We start from the raw sequence: 16,452 nt of genomic DNA on the forward strand, positions 1-16,452 counted from the left end.
TGCGACCTGATAAACAAGCTATGGCGATTCCGAAACAGGCACCGGCTTACTCAATTCAGAGTCGCCTTCTCATCGGCTTCAGTCTGCTGCTGGCAGTTTTTCTTGGTCTGACGGGCATTGTTCTGGATCGCGCATTCCGGGATAGCGTTGAAGCAGGCGCGGCAGAGCAGCTGCAGTTGCAAATTTATGTGGTTCTCTCTGCTATTGACGAGGACGACGGTGATTTTTTCCTGCTGGAAGATCTACGGGAGCCCCGCTTCGGGCAGCTGAATTCCGGATTGTATGGTTTTATCAGCAGCCCGTTGAGAGGGGTGCTGTGGCGTAGCGCCTCGGCACTGGACCTGCGCCTCCAGGATGAAGCCGCGCTGGGAATGAATGTCCCGGTCGGGGAGAGTGTCTTCTCCACTACGACCAGCCAGGATGGTGAGGAACTTTTCCTGGTCAGTTATGGCATCCTTTGGGAGGACGGTGTCAATGAGTACAACTTCTCTGTGCTGGAAACGGCAATACCCTATTACTCTGAAATATCCGAATTTCGTGCCAGTCTGTGGTCCTGGCTGGGGGGTGTGGCGGTGTTGTTGCTGGTTTTGCAGGTGGTGTTCCTGCGGTGGGGGCTTTCGCCCCTGCACCGCATGGCAACCGACCTTAGATCGATCGAGGCCGGTGCCAGTGAGGCGTTGCAGGGCACCTATCCCAGAGAGCTGAAAGGGGTTACCGATAATCTGAATCTGCTGATAAAGAGTGAACGTAAGCAGCAGGCCCGGTACCGGACCACGTTAGGCGATCTGGCACACAGTCTCAAGACCCCTCTGGCGGTAATCACAGGCGTGGCGGAAAAGCTCGGCAAAGAAAAAGCCAATGGTCTGGCGCCGGAGACTGTCGCGCAGATTGAAACTGTGGAAGAGCAATTGGAACGGATGAACCAGATAATCACCTATCAACTGCAACGCGCCGTGCAGGCCAATGGCGCCAGTGCCCTGGCGCGCCGCGTACCGGTCAAAAAAGCGCTTGAGCGAATTCTGGGGGCGCTGGACAAAGTCTACGCCAGCAAGGGAATGCGTCATACCGAAGAGATCGATGAATCAGCGGTATTCTATGGTGACGAGCGTGATCTGATGGAGATACTGGGTAACGTGCTGGACAATGCCTATAAATATGGTCACGCTGAACTGCGCGTCAGCATTCAGGTAGTCAGGGGCGGGCGCGAGCAGCTCAGCCTGGTGGTGGAGGATGACGGCCCCGGGATCGCCGAAGAGCAACGGCAATTTGTGTTGCAGCGCGGTGCCAGGGCGGACACCCTGGCACAGGGGCAGGGCATCGGTCTGGCAGTGGTCACGGATATCGTGGCGAGCTACGGCGGCCTTATCGATGTCGACAATTCCCCGCTGGGTGGTGCGCGCATCCAGATTGTGTTCGAAAACCCCACGGGTTTCTGACCGCCGTGTCTGGATGCTGCGCTGGCAGGTGGTGGGCTATTGCGGCAGAAAATCTTTCATGGACGGCAGACTCCCGCAGAGCGTTGTGGTAATTAATCAGAGGTTCCCTGAGCCTGACAACAGAATACAACGGCCCTGGCATCGGTCATTCTGACATGGCAGTAGAACATGGTCAGCGTAATCGTCGGGGTCCGCGGACAGGGGAACAACCATTCACTGCGCCGGGGAAAATCGGACAGATGTGGCAGCCTGATATGCCGCGTCAGTAAAGGAAGCCTCCCACACAGGCCGCCACGGTCATCAGGAACAGAAACCATTTCAGGTAAGACTGCGGCACATTGACGGCCACCTTGACCGCCAGGTGGGCGCCAAGCATGGTGCCAGCCGCCAGTACCAGGCCGGGAACCCACCAGATCTGGTCGAACAGAATAAAAATCACCACGGCCACACAGGTAAACGCCAGCGCACAGACCGTCTTCAATGCATTGGCGCGCAGCAGATCGTAGCGCAACCCACCGGCCAGAGCGGCCAGCAGGATGAAGCCGACGCCCGCCTGAACGAAGCCACCGTAGACACCGGCACCAAACAGCCCCAGCCAGGCGGCGCGACTATCTCGAGGGGATAGCACCTCGCTGCCGGTGGGTGGGGCAATGGTGCCCGGCTTGACCAGGATAATCACTGACATGGTCAGGATGGTCCCCAGTAACAGAGGCTTCAGATACAGGCCTGGCAACAGTGCGGCTACCAGTGAGCCACACAGTCCACCCAGCAGGGTAGGTACGAGTATCGGTTTTATGGCTGGCCTGTCCAGTGTCTTGTACCGGTCAAAGCCCCTTACGCTGACTACGCACTGCAACAGAACACCAACCCGGTTAGTACCATTGGCAATGTCGGCAGGCAGGCCCAGCATCATCAGCACCGGGAGAGTCAGGTTGGAACCGCCACCAGCCATGGTATTGATACCCCCGGCGACAAAGCCGGTGAGACACAGGAGGCCGAGTATCCATGGGTCGTAGTTGCTAAAGATCTCCATCGATGCCTCGTCAGGGGCACTGTTGTGCCGGGAGCAGGGTGCTGGGGGCCGGGTTGTCCGAGGGCGGATGCTGCGCCGCCAGTTCAAAGATGCGTATTAGAGCAAACTTCCCCAATCCGCAACAGCCAGAAATCGTGTTTCTCTGTTCCCGCAGCGCCTTGGCCGGGACCCCATGCCTCTGTCCCTGATGTGATTCTGCAAGGCGATAATATGCGCCGTTCTTTTGTATTTCAAATCAGGGAGATAGGGATTCTATCTAAGTCCAGTTCCAGATTGCTGCGAAACAGGTCCGGAATGCTCTTGATGCATGCAAAGTGAGACTGGTCTCACGTAACAGAATCTGCGATTTCCGTTTAGTCGCCAAAGTAACAGGAAACCCCTGACGCTAATGGCGTCTGAAAACGGATACGTAGACCAATGGTCTCAAAGGCATCAACAAACAGCATCACAGAATTCACGCTACCGGTAAGGACTGGCACGATGGCTGGATCAGCTTCGAAGACCTGGACGGGGATGGCACCCGGGATGTGGGCGAGGAACTGATTGATCAGCATAGCGGGCTTGATGACACCTCGGTGGTAACCAGTGTCAGCTATGACGATTTTCTGACCTGTCTGCCCTCTGGCGGCGTGTCGACTGGCGGATCCTTCACCCTGTGTGTTGGTGATTCGTCAGCGAGGCAGATCGTCGTCAATGTAACCGGGCGGCCGAGGCTGGCCGATGGCAGTTGCTCACCATGAATCTGGACTACACTTTTACTAAAGCCAACGCGAACCATTGCAGACGACAGTGACTCAGATGAGATCAATGAAATTCAAGCAACGCCAACTCGGCATCGGTATGGTTGAGGTGCTCGTGACGCTGGTCATTATCAGCGTGGGCTTTCTTAATATGGCGGCATTGCAGACTACCGCCAAGCGCTCAAACTTCGACGCCGTTCAGCGCACTACTGCCGTGATGCTTGCCCATGACATCGTGGAGCGGATGCGCGCCAACCCCGGCGTGCTGGAAACTTATCTTACCAATGGCGTAGGCGGTGGAACTCTCGGTGCGCCGGCCAGGGACTGCGGTGCCGGTGTCCAGTGCACGCCCCTGCAGCTGGCAGTTTTTGATCTCTATGAGTGGGAGCAGGCTATTGACGGGGTGTCAGAGTCCCGGATCATAAGCGGTACGCTCACACAAACCGGGGGGCTTGCCAATCCAACTGCCTGCGTTACCGGCCCCGCTGGCGGCGGCCCGGGCATTTACACGATTACCATCGTCTGGCGCGGACTGGCCGAGCTCAGCAATACCTCGGCCAGTCCCTGCGGGGCCTTGTCAGGCAGCTTCGGTGCGGCATTGGAATTCCGCCGTATTCTGGCCTTCAACAGTTACATCTCTTCATGAGGCGCCGATGAGTAAATTTTCCAAACAGTCTGGCTTTACCATCAGTGAGCTCATGATTTCTCTGGGATTGGGTGTCGCGTTGATATCCGGTGCGGTCACTATTTTCGTTCAGAGCAATCGCAGCGCGCTGCAGGACGAACAGATTTCGATCATGATGGACAACGGCCGTTTCCTGATGCGGCTGATGAGCCGGGAATTGGCCATGGCGGGTTTCTGGGGCAAATACCTGGACGTGGCAACGATCAGTGAGCACGCCTCAGTCAACGTGGGGACCGACTGCGGAGCGCCCGCCAGTGACTGGGCAATGGAGCTTCAGGGGCTGGAATTACTCTCCAACGCCAATGTCTTTTCCGCGGCAGCGAACTTTGCCTGTCTGCCGGCAGCCAGCATTGTGCCGGGTGCAGACATACTGGCAGTCAAGCGGGTTGCTGATAGCGACACCGACGATGGGGACCTGCAAAACGGCCAGATGTACTTGCGTACCAACGGGGCTGGTGCTCAGATTTTTCTGGGAGGCGGCAGTGGCACACCGCCAGCACTCGGGGGAACCGAGTCAAACTGGGCGTATGTCCCGAGCATTTTCTACCTGCGTAATTTTTCGGTCACGGCCGGCGACGGCCTGCCCGCACTGTGCCGGGCTTTTCTGAATCCGGATTCTTCCCCCGACATGACGAACCAATGCCTGGTGGACGGTATTGAGGACATGCAGGTGGAGCTGGGTATAGACGACGACCGTGACTTCATAGCCGATTATTACACCGGCACACCAAATGCCGCAGAACTTTCCGACGCCGTTTCTGCCAGAGTCTACGTACTGGCGCGCAGTATAGGAGAAGTGCCCAATTACTTGAATGATAAGACTTACCGATTAGGCACCAAAGTGGTGGCTGCCGCCAACGATGGATTTTATCGACGGGTATTCAGTACCACGGTTCGGCTGCGCAACCCAAGCAATCTCGCAGGAGTTGGAACATGATCTGTATTCAAAATATTGTGGAAAATCAGGCTCGCCAGACCTGCCAGGATGGCAGTGTGTTGTTACCGGCATTGATCTTCCTGCTGATTCTGACGCTCGCTGCAACGACTACCATGCGAACCAGCACGCTGGAACTGCGCATGGCCGGTAACGAACAGCAGCGGGTGGAAACATTCGAACTGACCCAGTCCATTGTTGATGAGGTAGTGGGCAATCCTGACAACATCCGGGTATCTGGAAATCTTGGCTATGTGAACTGCACACCGGGTATCTCAGGGTGCAACGCCAATGACGTGGTGATCAATAAAAATCTTCTGCCATCGGCTAAAGCCGACAATGCAACAGTGCGCGTCGAGCGACTGGCGCCGGCTTTAGCGGCCCCGCCAAGAGGTATCAACACCAGCGCGGATGCGTTTTCGGCAGCTCGATTCGAGGTGGACACCATCTATGACGGTACCGCCGAGAACGAGGGCCGGGTCGGCCTGGTACAAGGGGTTCTGGTGCTGGTGCCGCGAGGGGCTCAGTAGATTCTCATAACTGAACTGCTGAGTCAAAAATTATGAGGAGCGAGACAATGAGGCTTAACAGATTAGCGTGGTGCATGGTGGTGATTGCAAACCTGCAGGTTCCAAATGTCGCTGACGACACGGATATCTATATCAATGCGGCACCGGCAGGTAGCGCCGCGCCGATGGTGTTCCTGACCCTTGATTACCGCCCGAACCTTGGCTCTACGTTGTGCGAGGAGGTAAGTCCTCCAGACCCCAGCAGCGCCTGCGGAACCCTGTTGGGTGATGCCTACCCTAATCTCGACACCGGGCCTGGCACGGTCACGTTGTTTGATGGGCTGCGGGCGGTGTTCAAGACGATTTTTGATGAGCTGGATGGAATCCAGGTTGCCTTCATGCTTAATCATGACAACTCGTGCACCGGCGGCAAGCGGGACGGCGGCCCGGGTGTCATCGGTTGTTCGAATGGGGCCTATTTTCTGAAGGGGCTCAAGACCTTTGACGCCTCAGATTCAAACGGGGCCAAGGCCGGCATGCTAGCCGCGTTGGCGGCGATTCCTGTCCCGTCAGGAAATATGTCCCATTCCTACCAAGGGCAGGAATTGTATTTTGAACTGTTCCGCTACCTTACCGGTCAGGAATGGCACAATGCTCATACCGGCTGGACCGATTTTGGAACCAATAGGAATGACAACCTGGACTCTGATTTTCCTCTCGCAGCCTGGGACACCTCTATCGAAAACGGTAACAGCTACGTTACGCCGTTCACCAGTTCTACGGGGTACGAGTGCACTCGCATTTATGCCATTAACACGATGTTTCTGGTCTCGAACCAGGACTCGGACAATGAGGATGAGATTAAGGCATCTGTTGCGAGTGGTGGGCTTGGCATCACCATCAACAATCCCGGCTTCGTTGATATTATCGAGTTCATGCGGGATACCGATCTGGCACCCAACAATTCCGGCGATGTTGGATACGGACATTGGCCTGAAGTGGATGGAAATCAGAACCTGACCTCCTATTTCGTTGCGGCCCAGGTCAACAACACCACCAATGGCTATGCCAGTGCCGGTGGCACATTTTCTGCTCTGCCCTTGACAAATCCGGCAGTCTTGCTTGGAGACCTGAGGAATATATTCAAGGAAATTTTATCCATCAGCACTACCTTTGTAGCGGCGTCGGTGCCGGTGAACGTGTTCAATCGATCGGATATTGTCGACAATGTGTTCATCGCTCAGTTCAAGGTGGACCCGGACGGTCGCGCCAATTGGAATGGTAATTTGAAGAAATTGAGGTTACTGGAATCCACCGACGCGCTGGGCAGTTCCACTCTGTCGGTGGTGGACGCGAATTCTGTAGACGCAACCTCTGCCGATGGTCGAATTTCCTTTAACGCACTCACCTACTGGACTGATTCGGCCGCGCTGCCTGCTCCTAAGGGAGAAGAAGTGGCGGGAAAGGATGGTCGCTCCATCGCCCGTGGCGGTGCCGGTCAACAGATACCCGGTTATCTTGGTGGTGTGTACAGTATTGGTGACAATAATGGCGCCAATACCAGAACGGTATACACAGAACCCAGCAGTGGCACTGCGCTGCTGGGCCTGGGTGTCTCCAATGCTGCTTCTCTGCAGTCCGACCTGGGGTCAGCGTCAGTTTCGGACGCAGAAGATATGGTGCGCTGGATTCGGGGTCAGGACGTGGATGATCTCGACGCCGACGGAAACGTTGCCGAGGCGCGTCCGTGGTTGCTTGGTGCGCCGCTGCACTCCAGACCGCTACCGCTGAATTATGGAGCCCGCGGAGGCTACAGCACGTCGAACCCCGATATTCGAATCTTCATGGGTTCTGAAGACGGGATGATGCACTCATTCCGCAACACCACCAGCGGTGGTGAGGAGTCCGGTGTCGAAGAGTGGGCATTCATGCCGCGTTCGGTTATGGACAAGATGGATATCCTGCGGACCAACGCACCCGGGTCGCATCCCTATACCGTTGATGGCGCGCCTGCCGCCTATGTTGTCGATAACAACGGCGACGGTACCATCAATGGTTCAGATGCCGCGTACCTGTACTTTGGCCTGCGCCGCGGCGGTAAGGCCTACTACGCCCTGGATGTCACCGATCCTGACAACCCCAGTATGGTGTGGAGTATCGACAAGTCCGGGGATTTCTCTGAACTTGGTATGACTTTCTCCAGTCCAAGAGTGGGTAAAGTGAAGTTCGGCAGCAGGTCTACTCCGGCGATAATCTTCAGCGGAGGCTACGATGATGATAAAGATAACGGTGCTGCGGACGACGACGAAGGCAACGCGATCTACGTGGTCAACGCACTTACCGGCAACCTGATCTGGAAGGCCACCTATGGCGCGAGCACCGGCAGCGCATCGTCAACCGAGTATCACCACAGCGGACTGGTGGACAGCATTCCTTCGGATCTTGCCGCACTGGATACCAACTCCGACGGCAATATAGACAGGCTCTATGTAGGCGACACGGGAGGGACCATCTGGCGCGTTGATCTGCCCGAGGGTACTACCGATAATCGCAGCTCGTGGTTTGTTTCCCAGCTTGCCAATGTTGGTCGTGACGATATCTCGGGCAACCATAAAGTAAATGATCGCCGCTTCTTTCATCGCCCTGATTTTGTTCCCAGCAGCGACAACAACGGCGCTTTCGATGGCGTGCTGATCGGAACAGGTGACCGGGCCGATCCGAAAGATACCGGTGCCGCCAATTACTTCTACCTGATCAAGGACCGGGACGTCCGGACTGGTACAGTGTCAGGTACCACTTACAACCATAACGATCACCACCCGTCCAGCAACACGTCAGGTCTTGGTGACGTCACCAATACCTGTCTGGAGGCGATCTCCTGTACAGCGACCCTGGACAATGGCTGGAAGATGGCTCTCGAAGGGGTGGGGGAAAAAGCTCTGGCGCCGGCAATTACCGCCTTTGGCACGGTTTATTTCACCACGTTCTTACCCCAGGGCGGCAGTGCAGATGCTGGCACTTCCTGTGTGCCCAGTGAAGGTGGTGGACGGCTTTACGCAGTGAACATGTTTACTGGCGCACCGGTCCAAAACTACGACACCAGTGACGGTAGCGACGATATCAACCTGACCAAGTCCGATCGCTTCGATCCTCTCAGCAGTGGCGGTATTCCAGCAGAGGTGGTACCCATCGGTAGCTATATTCTGCCGCCCGACCTGGAGGCAGAACCCGTAGAAGGTCGGGAATTCTGGAAGACTTTCTGGGTTGAGAAGGACGTGGACCCGGAAAGCTAAAACATCAAATTGACGAGGAACGACTCCTGATGACAGACCAACAACAAGACGTGTATGCCCATAAAGCGGTGCAACGAGGCTACACACTGATCGAAATACTCATCGTTGTGGCGATACTGGGTATTCTGGCTGCGGTGGCGATTCCGTCGTACCAGAACAGCGTGCTTGCCAGCAACCGCTCGGTAGCCCAGGCTGCCTTGCTGGATGTTGCCAATCGGCAGGAACAGTTTTATCTGGACAACCGCACGTACACGACGGACCTGGCTAACCTGGGTTATCCCGCCGCTATGGTCTTCAGCAATGGGGGTAACAGCGCCGTTGCGGTTAACAGCAACCATTCGCTGGTGGTGTCCTCGTCCACAGAGCGCGTTTATTTTGTCCAGGTTAATAAGGCTAACGCGACCACTTTCGCCATCTCGGCAGCCCCTCAATTGAGTCAGGCCGGAGATGGCGAATGCGGTTCTCTGAGCCTTACCAGCACTGGCGTGAAGGCGGAAACCGGCTCAGGTACCGCTTCTGACTGCTGGTAACCGACAATAATGCGATGGCTGGTACCGCTCGGCTCCAGGGGCACCTGGTGTGCTGACGGAGCCAGCCAGCCCATAGCCAGTTCCCTTTAGCGGGGACACTGAATTGGCCGCCCGCTGCTGTCCTCCCGCAATCCGTCACCGTCGCGATCCTGTGCATAGCGCACTCTGCCAGTCCGGTTAAGAACCAGCTGGCGAGCACTGGCTGATGTGTTCTCTTTTCCACACCAGGTAAAGTTGCCATTCTGATAGCGGGTAAAACCTAAAGGCGTTATCTGCAGATAGGGTTTGCTTCTGAAAGCGCGCCAGTGAAGGGTGCCGGGTAGTTTCTCGAAGCGCAGATAATCCACGGTTTCGTCACCGCTGTCCGGAGTCTGGTTATCGTTCCAGTCTAAAAAGAGCAGGATTCCGTCGTGCCACTCGCCACCGCAATAATTACCATCCTGGCTTGGACACAGAACTGCCATGGTGCCGGACTTAGCAGCTGCCGCGCGGGCCAGAAAGATGCTGTTTGCGACCCTTTGTATAACCAGACTGCCCTGCCGTTGCTCAAGCAGCTGAGCAAGATCGGGCAGCATGAGCCGTATAAGTATTGCTAGAATAACCAAAGTTGTCAGGCTTTCGATCAGGGTAATCCCGGAAGCCTTGTGATCCTGTCGCATCTTTTACATCGTCCTGGTTGGTGTGAAGGGAGAGTTCAGACTGAGGGTTCTCTGATTGTGCGATAAAGCGAATAAGCAATAGATCGATTGCCTTGTTTGAAGCGCTGCGACCCGAAAATTGAGGCACCTGAAGGACAGAGCGATGTATCGTCTAATCAGGTCTTTCTTAAGGCCAGAGCATTGAGGTAATTGATCAGGGGTTCCTTAAGTTTAGTAAAAACTCTTTTTTCTGCAGGAAAACACCGGGCATGGATTTTCTGATTATAGGTGCAGGTATAAACGGCATGTTGCTGGCCAGAGAGCTGGCCGCCGAGAACGCCCAGGTGCTGCTGCTGGAAATGGGCGAGTGCTGCCGCGAAGCGTCCTGGGCCGGCGGAGGAATCGTGTCCCCGTTATACCCCTGGCGCTACCGCCAGTCAGTAACCGCACTGGCGAGTTGGGCACAGGATTTTTACCCCCGTCTGGCCGAGGACCTGCTGGTTTCGACGGGGATTGACCCGGAGCTGTGCCGCACCGGGCTGTTGATGCTGGATGCCGATGATGAGGACCTGGCCTTGCGGTGGGCGGCAGTGAACCGGCGTCCTATGGAGCGGGTCGGGCCGACCTTTATCTATGACCGAGAGCCCGGCCTTGGTGAGGGGTTCGAGAAGGGTTTGTGGATGCCAGAGGTGGCGAATATCAGAAATCCGAGGCTGGGGCAGGCACTGTTGATGGACCTGAATTCAAGACCCAATGTGACTGTGCGGGAGCACAGCCCGGTAGTGCGTATTCATTCCAGCGGCGAACACATCGAGAACGTGGTAGTGCAGAACGAAGGGGCGGCGCGGCGTTACCAGGCCGATCGAGTTATCCTGTGTGCCGGAGCCTGGACCGGTATTTTGGCTGAACAGTTAGACTTGAAACTGCCGGTCGAACCGGTGAAAGGGCAAATGTTACTTTACCGACCGGCCTCGCTGCCGGTGAAGAGCATCGTGCTGACCGCCGGTCGCTATGTGATTCCCCGTCGTGATGGCCATCTGCTGGTGGGCAGTACTCTGGAGTATGAGGGCTTTGACAAGCGCGTTACCCCCGAAGCACGCACGAGTCTGCAGCAATCCGCTGAGCGACTGGTGCCCTGCTTGCGTGGCAGCGAGCCTGTTACGCAATGGGCCGGGCTGCGGCCGGCGGCGTCCGAGGGTGTCCCGTACATCGGTAAGCTGCCCGGTTATGACAATTTGTTTGTCAATGCCGGTCAATTTCGGAATGGTCTGGTGCTGGCTCCTGCGTCCGCCAGGTTACTGGCAGATATTCTGCTGGGCCGCGAGACCATTGTTGATCCGGTTCCCTACAGCCCCAGGGAGGGTCGCCTGTCAGCTGGAAAGTGAAAGTGAGCAGCGCCAGCCGCGAGTGGAAAGCTCCCGTTGCGAGGATAAAGAACATCTCAGCTTCATCGGGAATCCACGGACGATTAATTTTCGCCCGCAGCCTTCCGTCGACCCGGTCTGAGTCCTTGTAAGTGGCTTACCAGGCAGAGAGCTGGGCTACTCGAGGCCGAGTTTCTTCAGCCGGTAGCGCAGGGAGCGGAACGACATGCCCAGTTTTTTCGCTGCTTTAGTCTTGTTCCACCGGGTCTCTTCGAGGGCCTTTTCAATTGCTTTGATCTCGATGTCTTCCAGGTGCTTTTCCAGTGAATAGTCGTCTGCCAGCGAGGGTGGTGCGCTCGCCCAGTTTTCAGCAGCTGCTGACTGTGTTTCGGTTGTAGCGGGCGAAGGGGCTGGACTGGCGTCCTGCCCCGGAGGCTTGGGAGCGCTCAACAGCTCCAGGTCGTCTGCGGTAATGGTATGGCCGTCACACAAGGCCACGGCACGCTGGAGAATGTTCTCCAGTTCCCTGACATTGCCTGGGAAATCATATTGTAAAAGCTTCTCCAATGCGTCAGAGCCCAGACTGCAGACCGATTGCTGGTTCTCACCCGCTATTTTTCTCAGAATCAGCTGGCAAAGCGCCGGAATATCCTGCTTGCGATCGCGCAATGGCGGCACGGACAGTTCTATCACATTGATTCGATAAAACAGGTCCTGGCGAAAACTGCCTGCTTCAACTTCCCGGGCCAGGTCTTTATGGGTGGCGCTGAGAATTCGAACGTTCAAAGGAACTTCTTTTTGCGAACCCACTGACCGGAACGCTTTTTCCTGAAGAACCCGCAACAGCTTAACCTGGGTGTGGAGGGGCAGGTCGGCTACCTCATCCAGAAACAGAGTGCCGCCCTGAGCGGCCTGGAACAGGCCTTCCTTGTCTGAGTCGGCACCGGTAAAACTTCCCTTCAGGTGACCGAACAGTTCACTCTCCATCAGCTCGTCCGGGATCGCGCCGCAGTTAACGGCAATGAAGGGCCCGTCGCGCCGTGAACTCTGCCGATGGATGGCCCTCGCGGCCAGCTCCTTGCCGCTGCCGGATTCGCCGCTGATGAATACTGGCGCCTGGCTGCGCGCCAGCTTGTCAATCTGTGTATTAAGCGTCCTGATCCTGGGGCTGTCGCCAATGATATTTGACGATTCCTGGTTGGAAACCGCCGCTGTCATGGCTACGCTTTCCGCGCGCGTGGGTGCCGACAGTTGCATCGCCGAGTCCACCAGGTAACGAAGCTTCTGCAGATCGACCGGCTTGGAAACGAAATCAAAGGCGCCATTTTTCATCGCGCGAATCGCTGTTTCTGTGCTGCCATGGGCCGTAATTACCGCTACCGGCATTTGGTTGTAGCGCTGTTGAATCAGCTCTACCAGTTCCAGTCCGTCGCCGTCTGGCAGGCGCATGTCGGTGAGGCACAGATCGAAGTGTTCCGATTCCAGTTTTTCTCTGGCGGATCGTACATCTGCGGCACTCTCGGTAGCCAGGGACATGCGCCCCAGGGTGATTTCCAGCAGCTCCCGGATGTCCGGTTCGTCGTCTACGATCAGTACCTTGCCTTGCATGTTATCTATCTGCTGTGTTCCATAATCGGATTCAGGTTAGTATTCTTGTCAGGTCATATTTGTAGTCCGGTGTGCAGCGCTTTCCACGCTCCATACTCCACACTACATAGCCCACCCACCTCATTCAATCTTAAAACTGGTCAGTCAGTTCCTTTTCTGGATGCTGGTTCGGAATTCTGGCCGAGCGAACTGCTGAAGTTAACGGTGAAGCAGCTTGTCCCGTGATCGGTGATGCTGTAGTCAAGTGTAGCCTGGTTAGCTTCGCACAGTTCCTTCGATATATAAAGTCCCAGGCCAGTGCCGCTGGACTCGGTAGTGTGAAAGGGCTCAAACAATCTGGATTCCGCCTCCTCATCCAGCCCTGGCCCCTGATCGATAACACTGATAAAGGGCTGGCTACGACCACCGGCATCTGCTTTGCGGCCCGCAATGACCTTCAGTGTTGCATGGCCGGTCGCTTTTTTACTGTAGCGAAGTCCATTGTCAAACAGGTTGGTAAACACACGTTCCAATTGGCTGGTGATGAGGCGTATTACGATTTCATCGCCACTGAACTCAAATTCAATGGTTTCGCAATCCCGGTTGGAATCACGGTATTGCTTAACAAATTCATTCAGCCAGTCTCTCAGGCTGACCAGAGTCGGTGCGATATCCCTGTGTCGGGAGGCGTCAAGCACTTCCTCGATGATGCGGTTGATGCGGTCGCTCTGTTTTAGGATGATTTCCAGCAGTCTCTTTTCTTCGTCAGAGAGTTGCTCGGATTCCTGCAGGATCTGTGCGGCATGACTGATTGCACCCAGGGGGTTTCTTATCTCATGGGCAATATTGGCAGTCAACCGTCCCAGTGAGGCCAGCTTCGTCTGTCGCATGCGCTGCATGATGCGCGACTGATCTTCGACAAAAACCAGAATGTCTGAATCAGCTTCCGGTGTCAGGTAGGCAAAATTTGTCTGCAGGCTGACATTCGGTCCGGGTACCTTGAGCAGGTTGCCCTGGCGCAGGGGATTGCCTCGCCAGGTTTCGATCTGGTCTTTCAGTTGTGCGGGGAGTGTCTGGCGGGTTTTCCCATCAATCTGTTCGGTGATAAGAACCGGACCCAGCAGACTCTTTGCTGCCATATTAAGTGTAATGATGGTGTTCTCGGAATTCACAACGACGATGCCTGTGCGCATGCGTTGAATAATTTCGTTATTGAGCTTTTCCAGGTCGACGATGCTGGTGGCCTGCTCTTCGGCCAGTCGCGCCGCTTCCAGGGCCCGGCTGCTGACAGTCTGAATGTACAGCGACGTGGCAAACAGGATTATCCCCAGAATTCCGGCCTGCATGAATTGCCCGGAGAAGTCACTCAAACTGAGAGTCAGGTACACCTCGCAGAACATTACAGCCAGTGTTGCAACGGCCGCGATGAAGGTGCCAATTCTGCCGCGGATCAACATACTGGCAAAGGCGACGTTGACGATCAACAGTAAAGAAAGTCCACTGAGCAAGCCGCGGCTTAAGTAGGTCAGGAAGGCAAGCACCAGTACGTCTACAAGCAGAATTGCCGTCTGAAAGCGCTGATTCTGGTTAAGCCTGGGGCGCAGAGTCACGCCGATAAGCGTTAAGGTCCCGAACAATGTGCAGGCACTGGCGAAAATGACGAAAAGCCGGGGGTTCAGGCTGCCCAGACCCGGCGAACCGGAATTGCTCAAATAGGTCAGTAAGAGTACCAGGGGCAGGACGATTCGATAGGCGTTGTAAACCATCGATACGTTTCTGATCTGTCGTGTGTAGTGGTCGCCGACTGCTTTCATCATGTTGTTTCAGTAACTGAACTCGCTACTGCTCACCGTCCATATAACCTATAATTGACGCGATCTCTGAGCACCCCGTTGTAGCCCGTGGAGTAGCTGTACTGCGTTTGCTCAGGAAAGCCGAAGGAAACCTGCGATGAAGCCCTGCAGTCCGAAGCAGTGTTTCATTAGAAATTCCATAGTACCGTTATCGTTCGATTGGAAGTCTTTTGTAATCCGGGAAGAGTCTTTATGTCGCAACAGCTCAGGATAGTCATGGCCCAGGTGAACCTGGTAGTCGGCGCAATTCGGGCCAATACCGATCGGGTACTGGATATCGCCCGGGAGGCCCGTGACAGATATCAGGCAGACATGGTGGCGTTTCCGGAACTGACGTTAACCAGTTACCCCCCTGAAGACCTGTTGTTGCGCCCCAGTATCAAGGGGCGCGTTGAGAAAGCCCTGGCCCGGCTTGTTGCCGCGCAACTGGATATCTACCTGGTGGTGGGATATCCCCATAAAGTGGAAGATAAACTCTACAATGCCCTGTCAGTGATCAGGGGTGGGGAGATCCTGGCGACCTACTACAAGCAGCATCTGCCCAACTATCAGGTGTTTGACGAGCGGCGCTATTTCGACGCGGGGGAAAGCCCGTGCATCCTGGACATAAAAGGTATCCCAACAGCATTCACTATTTGCGAAGACCTGTGGCGGGATGGTCCGACTCAGCAGGCGCGAGAAGCCGGCGCCCGGTTAATGGTCAATATCAACGCTTCTCCATACCACCTCAATAAGGTGAGGGAACGCCGGCAGTTGCTCAGGCAGCGTACGGCCATCGGGCAGATGCCGATAGTCTATGTCAACCTTGCTGGCGGGCAGGACGAACTGGTCTTCGATGGTACCTCTATGGTGGTGGACTCCGATGGTGAATGCAGCGTGCAGGCACCCAGCTTCTGCGAGGCTCTGGTTCCCGTCGATATCCAGCTGACCGGTGATCGACAGCACCCGCTTCGAGTACCGGAACAGCAGATCGCCCTGCCCACAGAGCTGGAAGAAGATGTTTATCAGGCTCTGGTGCTCGGTGTCAGGGATTATGTGGATAAGAACGGGTTCAAGGGGGTGGTGATCGGTCTGTCCGGCGGGATCGACTCTGCCGTTACTCTGGCTGTGGCCGTAGATGCTCTGGGTAAAGATCGGGTGCGCGCCGTGATGATGCCATTTGAGTACACAGCGCAGGTAAGTCTGGATGCCGCACGTCAGCAGGCGGCTGTGCTGGGTGTACATTATTCAGTCATTCCGATCGGCGCTGCCTATAAGGCCTTTACTGAATCCCTGCGGGAAGAGTTTACGGGTCTCCCCACAGATGTGGCCGAACAGAATATTCAGGCCCGATGTCGTGGCGTGCTGCTGATGGCAATTTCAAACAAAAAGGGACTCCTGGTTCTTACTACTGGCAACAAGAGTGAAATCGCGGTTGGTTATTCCACTCTTTATGGGGATATGGCCGGTGGTTTCGATGTTTTGAAGGACGTGTCCAAGACCATGGTTTATCGGTTGGCGCGCTACAGGAATGAGCGCTACGGTGCGCAGCCTGAACAGATTATTCCCCAGGTCGTTATCGATCGACCCCCTTCTGCGGAGCTGGCGCCCGATCAGGTCGATGAGGATAATCTGCCGCCTTACGACATTCTCGACCAGATTCTGGAGCTGTACGTGGAAGAAGATTTGAGCGCCGCAGCAATAACGGCCCGTGGGTTCGATGCGGCGATGGTGACGAAAGTGCTGCGACTGGTTGATCTGAACGAATACAAGCGCCGCCAAAGTCCCGTTGGTGTGCGGCTGACCAAGCGGGGATTCGGGCGTGATCGTCGCTACCCGATCACCAATGGCTGGGAAATTGGTGACTGATC

Annotated in this window: 13 protein-coding genes; 9 read left to right on the forward strand and 4 right to left on the reverse strand. The window is 55.7% G+C overall.

Going from position 1 to position 16,452, the window contains the following annotated elements; translation table 11 throughout:
* Positions 1-20: 20 nt before the first annotated feature.
* Positions 21-1,436, forward strand: coding sequence for an ATP-binding protein (locus R3F50_14355; protein ID MEZ5491484.1), 1,416 nt, complete (start codon positions 21-23; stop codon positions 1,434-1,436).
* Positions 1,437-1,698: 262 nt separating this feature from the next.
* Here R3F50_14355 and R3F50_14360 read toward each other — a convergent pair whose 3' ends face one another.
* Entirely contained in the window at positions 1,699-2,469 is a 771-nt protein-coding gene (locus tag R3F50_14360; protein ID MEZ5491485.1) for a sulfite exporter TauE/SafE family protein, read from the reverse strand.
* Between the two features lie 452 nt (positions 2,470-2,921).
* Between R3F50_14360 and R3F50_14365 the strand changes: the two genes are divergently transcribed.
* The 6 genes from R3F50_14365 to R3F50_14390 all read left to right on the forward strand — a co-directional run bounded on the left by R3F50_14365 (position 2,922) and on the right by R3F50_14390 (position 9,160).
* Positions 2,922-3,209, forward strand: a complete 288-nt coding sequence (locus R3F50_14365; protein MEZ5491486.1) for a GspH/FimT family protein — start codon at positions 2,922-2,924, stop codon at positions 3,207-3,209.
* Positions 3,210-3,276: 67 nt separating this feature from the next.
* Positions 3,277-3,855 (forward strand): type IV pilus modification protein PilV, encoded by a 579-nt coding sequence (gene pilV / locus R3F50_14370; GenBank protein MEZ5491487.1) that lies wholly within the window; start codon positions 3,277-3,279, stop codon positions 3,853-3,855.
* Positions 3,856-3,862: 7 nt separating this feature from the next.
* Positions 3,863-4,831 carry a PilW family protein gene (locus R3F50_14375; GenBank protein MEZ5491488.1) on the forward strand — a complete coding sequence of 323 codons (969 nt, stop codon included), beginning with the start codon at positions 3,863-3,865 and terminating at the stop codon, positions 4,829-4,831.
* Positions 4,828-5,358 (forward strand): pilus assembly PilX N-terminal domain-containing protein, encoded by a 531-nt coding sequence (locus R3F50_14380; GenBank protein MEZ5491489.1) that lies wholly within the window; start codon positions 4,828-4,830, stop codon positions 5,356-5,358. Before R3F50_14375 ends, R3F50_14380 begins: the two co-directional genes overlap by 4 nt.
* 47 nt (positions 5,359-5,405) lie before the next feature.
* Positions 5,406-8,630 (forward strand): PilC/PilY family type IV pilus protein, encoded by a 3,225-nt coding sequence (locus R3F50_14385; protein ID MEZ5491490.1) that lies wholly within the window; start codon positions 5,406-5,408, stop codon positions 8,628-8,630.
* 29 nt (positions 8,631-8,659) lie between these two features.
* Positions 8,660-9,160: a type IV pilin protein gene (locus R3F50_14390; protein ID MEZ5491491.1), complete on the forward strand. Its 501-nt coding sequence runs from the start codon at positions 8,660-8,662 to the stop codon at positions 9,158-9,160.
* A gap of 86 nt (positions 9,161-9,246) precedes the next feature.
* Here R3F50_14390 and R3F50_14395 read toward each other — a convergent pair whose 3' ends face one another.
* Entirely contained in the window at positions 9,247-9,819 is a 573-nt protein-coding gene (locus tag R3F50_14395; GenBank protein ID MEZ5491492.1) for a GspH/FimT family pseudopilin, read from the reverse strand.
* Positions 9,820-10,067: 248 nt separating this feature from the next.
* Between R3F50_14395 and R3F50_14400 the strand changes: the two genes are divergently transcribed.
* Entirely contained in the window at positions 10,068-11,183 is a 1,116-nt protein-coding gene (locus R3F50_14400; GenBank protein ID MEZ5491493.1) for an FAD-dependent oxidoreductase, read from the forward strand.
* A 156-nt stretch (positions 11,184-11,339) separates the two neighbouring features.
* Here R3F50_14400 and R3F50_14405 read toward each other — a convergent pair whose 3' ends face one another.
* Entirely contained in the window at positions 11,340-12,770 is a 1,431-nt protein-coding gene (locus R3F50_14405; GenBank protein ID MEZ5491494.1) for a sigma-54 dependent transcriptional regulator, read from the reverse strand.
* A gap of 140 nt (positions 12,771-12,910) precedes the next feature.
* On the reverse strand, positions 12,911-14,566 hold the full coding sequence (locus R3F50_14410) for a histidine kinase dimerization/phospho-acceptor domain-containing protein (protein ID MEZ5491495.1): 1,656 nt from the start codon (positions 14,564-14,566) through the stop codon (positions 12,911-12,913).
* 228 nt (positions 14,567-14,794) lie between these two features.
* On the opposite strand from R3F50_14410, the gene R3F50_14415 reads away from it, so the two are divergent.
* A complete protein-coding gene (locus R3F50_14415) occupies positions 14,795-16,450 on the forward strand; it encodes an NAD+ synthase (protein MEZ5491496.1) in 1,656 nt (551 codons plus the stop codon).
* Positions 16,451-16,452 lie beyond the last annotated feature (2 nt).

The sequence above is a fragment of the Gammaproteobacteria bacterium genome, assembly GCA_041395725.1.
In the GTDB taxonomy this organism is placed as follows: Bacteria; Pseudomonadota; Gammaproteobacteria; order Pseudomonadales; family Pseudohongiellaceae; genus NORP240.

Excerpts from the sequence above, each read along its gene's own strand:
- R3F50_14355 (MEZ5491484.1), top strand. The coding sequence starts at position 21 with ATGGCGATTCCGAAACAGGCACCGGCTTACTCAATTCAGAGTCGCCTT.
- R3F50_14360 (MEZ5491485.1), bottom strand. The coding sequence starts at position 2,469 with ATGGAGATCTTTAGCAACTACGACCCATGGATACTCGGCCTCCTGTGT.
- pilV (MEZ5491487.1), top strand. The coding sequence starts at position 3,277 with ATGAAATTCAAGCAACGCCAACTCGGCATCGGTATGGTTGAGGTGCTC.
- R3F50_14375 (MEZ5491488.1), top strand. The coding sequence starts at position 3,863 with ATGAGTAAATTTTCCAAACAGTCTGGCTTTACCATCAGTGAGCTCATG.
- R3F50_14380 (MEZ5491489.1), top strand. The coding sequence starts at position 4,828 with ATGATCTGTATTCAAAATATTGTGGAAAATCAGGCTCGCCAGACCTGC.
- R3F50_14385 (MEZ5491490.1), top strand. The coding sequence starts at position 5,406 with ATGAGGCTTAACAGATTAGCGTGGTGCATGGTGGTGATTGCAAACCTG.
- R3F50_14390 (MEZ5491491.1), top strand. The coding sequence starts at position 8,660 with ATGACAGACCAACAACAAGACGTGTATGCCCATAAAGCGGTGCAACGA.
- R3F50_14395 (MEZ5491492.1), bottom strand. The coding sequence starts at position 9,819 with ATGCGACAGGATCACAAGGCTTCCGGGATTACCCTGATCGAAAGCCTG.
- R3F50_14400 (MEZ5491493.1), top strand. The coding sequence starts at position 10,068 with ATGGATTTTCTGATTATAGGTGCAGGTATAAACGGCATGTTGCTGGCC.
- R3F50_14405 (MEZ5491494.1), bottom strand. The coding sequence starts at position 12,770 with ATGCAAGGCAAGGTACTGATCGTAGACGACGAACCGGACATCCGGGAG.
- R3F50_14410 (MEZ5491495.1), bottom strand. The coding sequence starts at position 14,566 with ATGATGAAAGCAGTCGGCGACCACTACACACGACAGATCAGAAACGTA.
- R3F50_14415 (MEZ5491496.1), top strand. The coding sequence starts at position 14,795 with ATGTCGCAACAGCTCAGGATAGTCATGGCCCAGGTGAACCTGGTAGTC.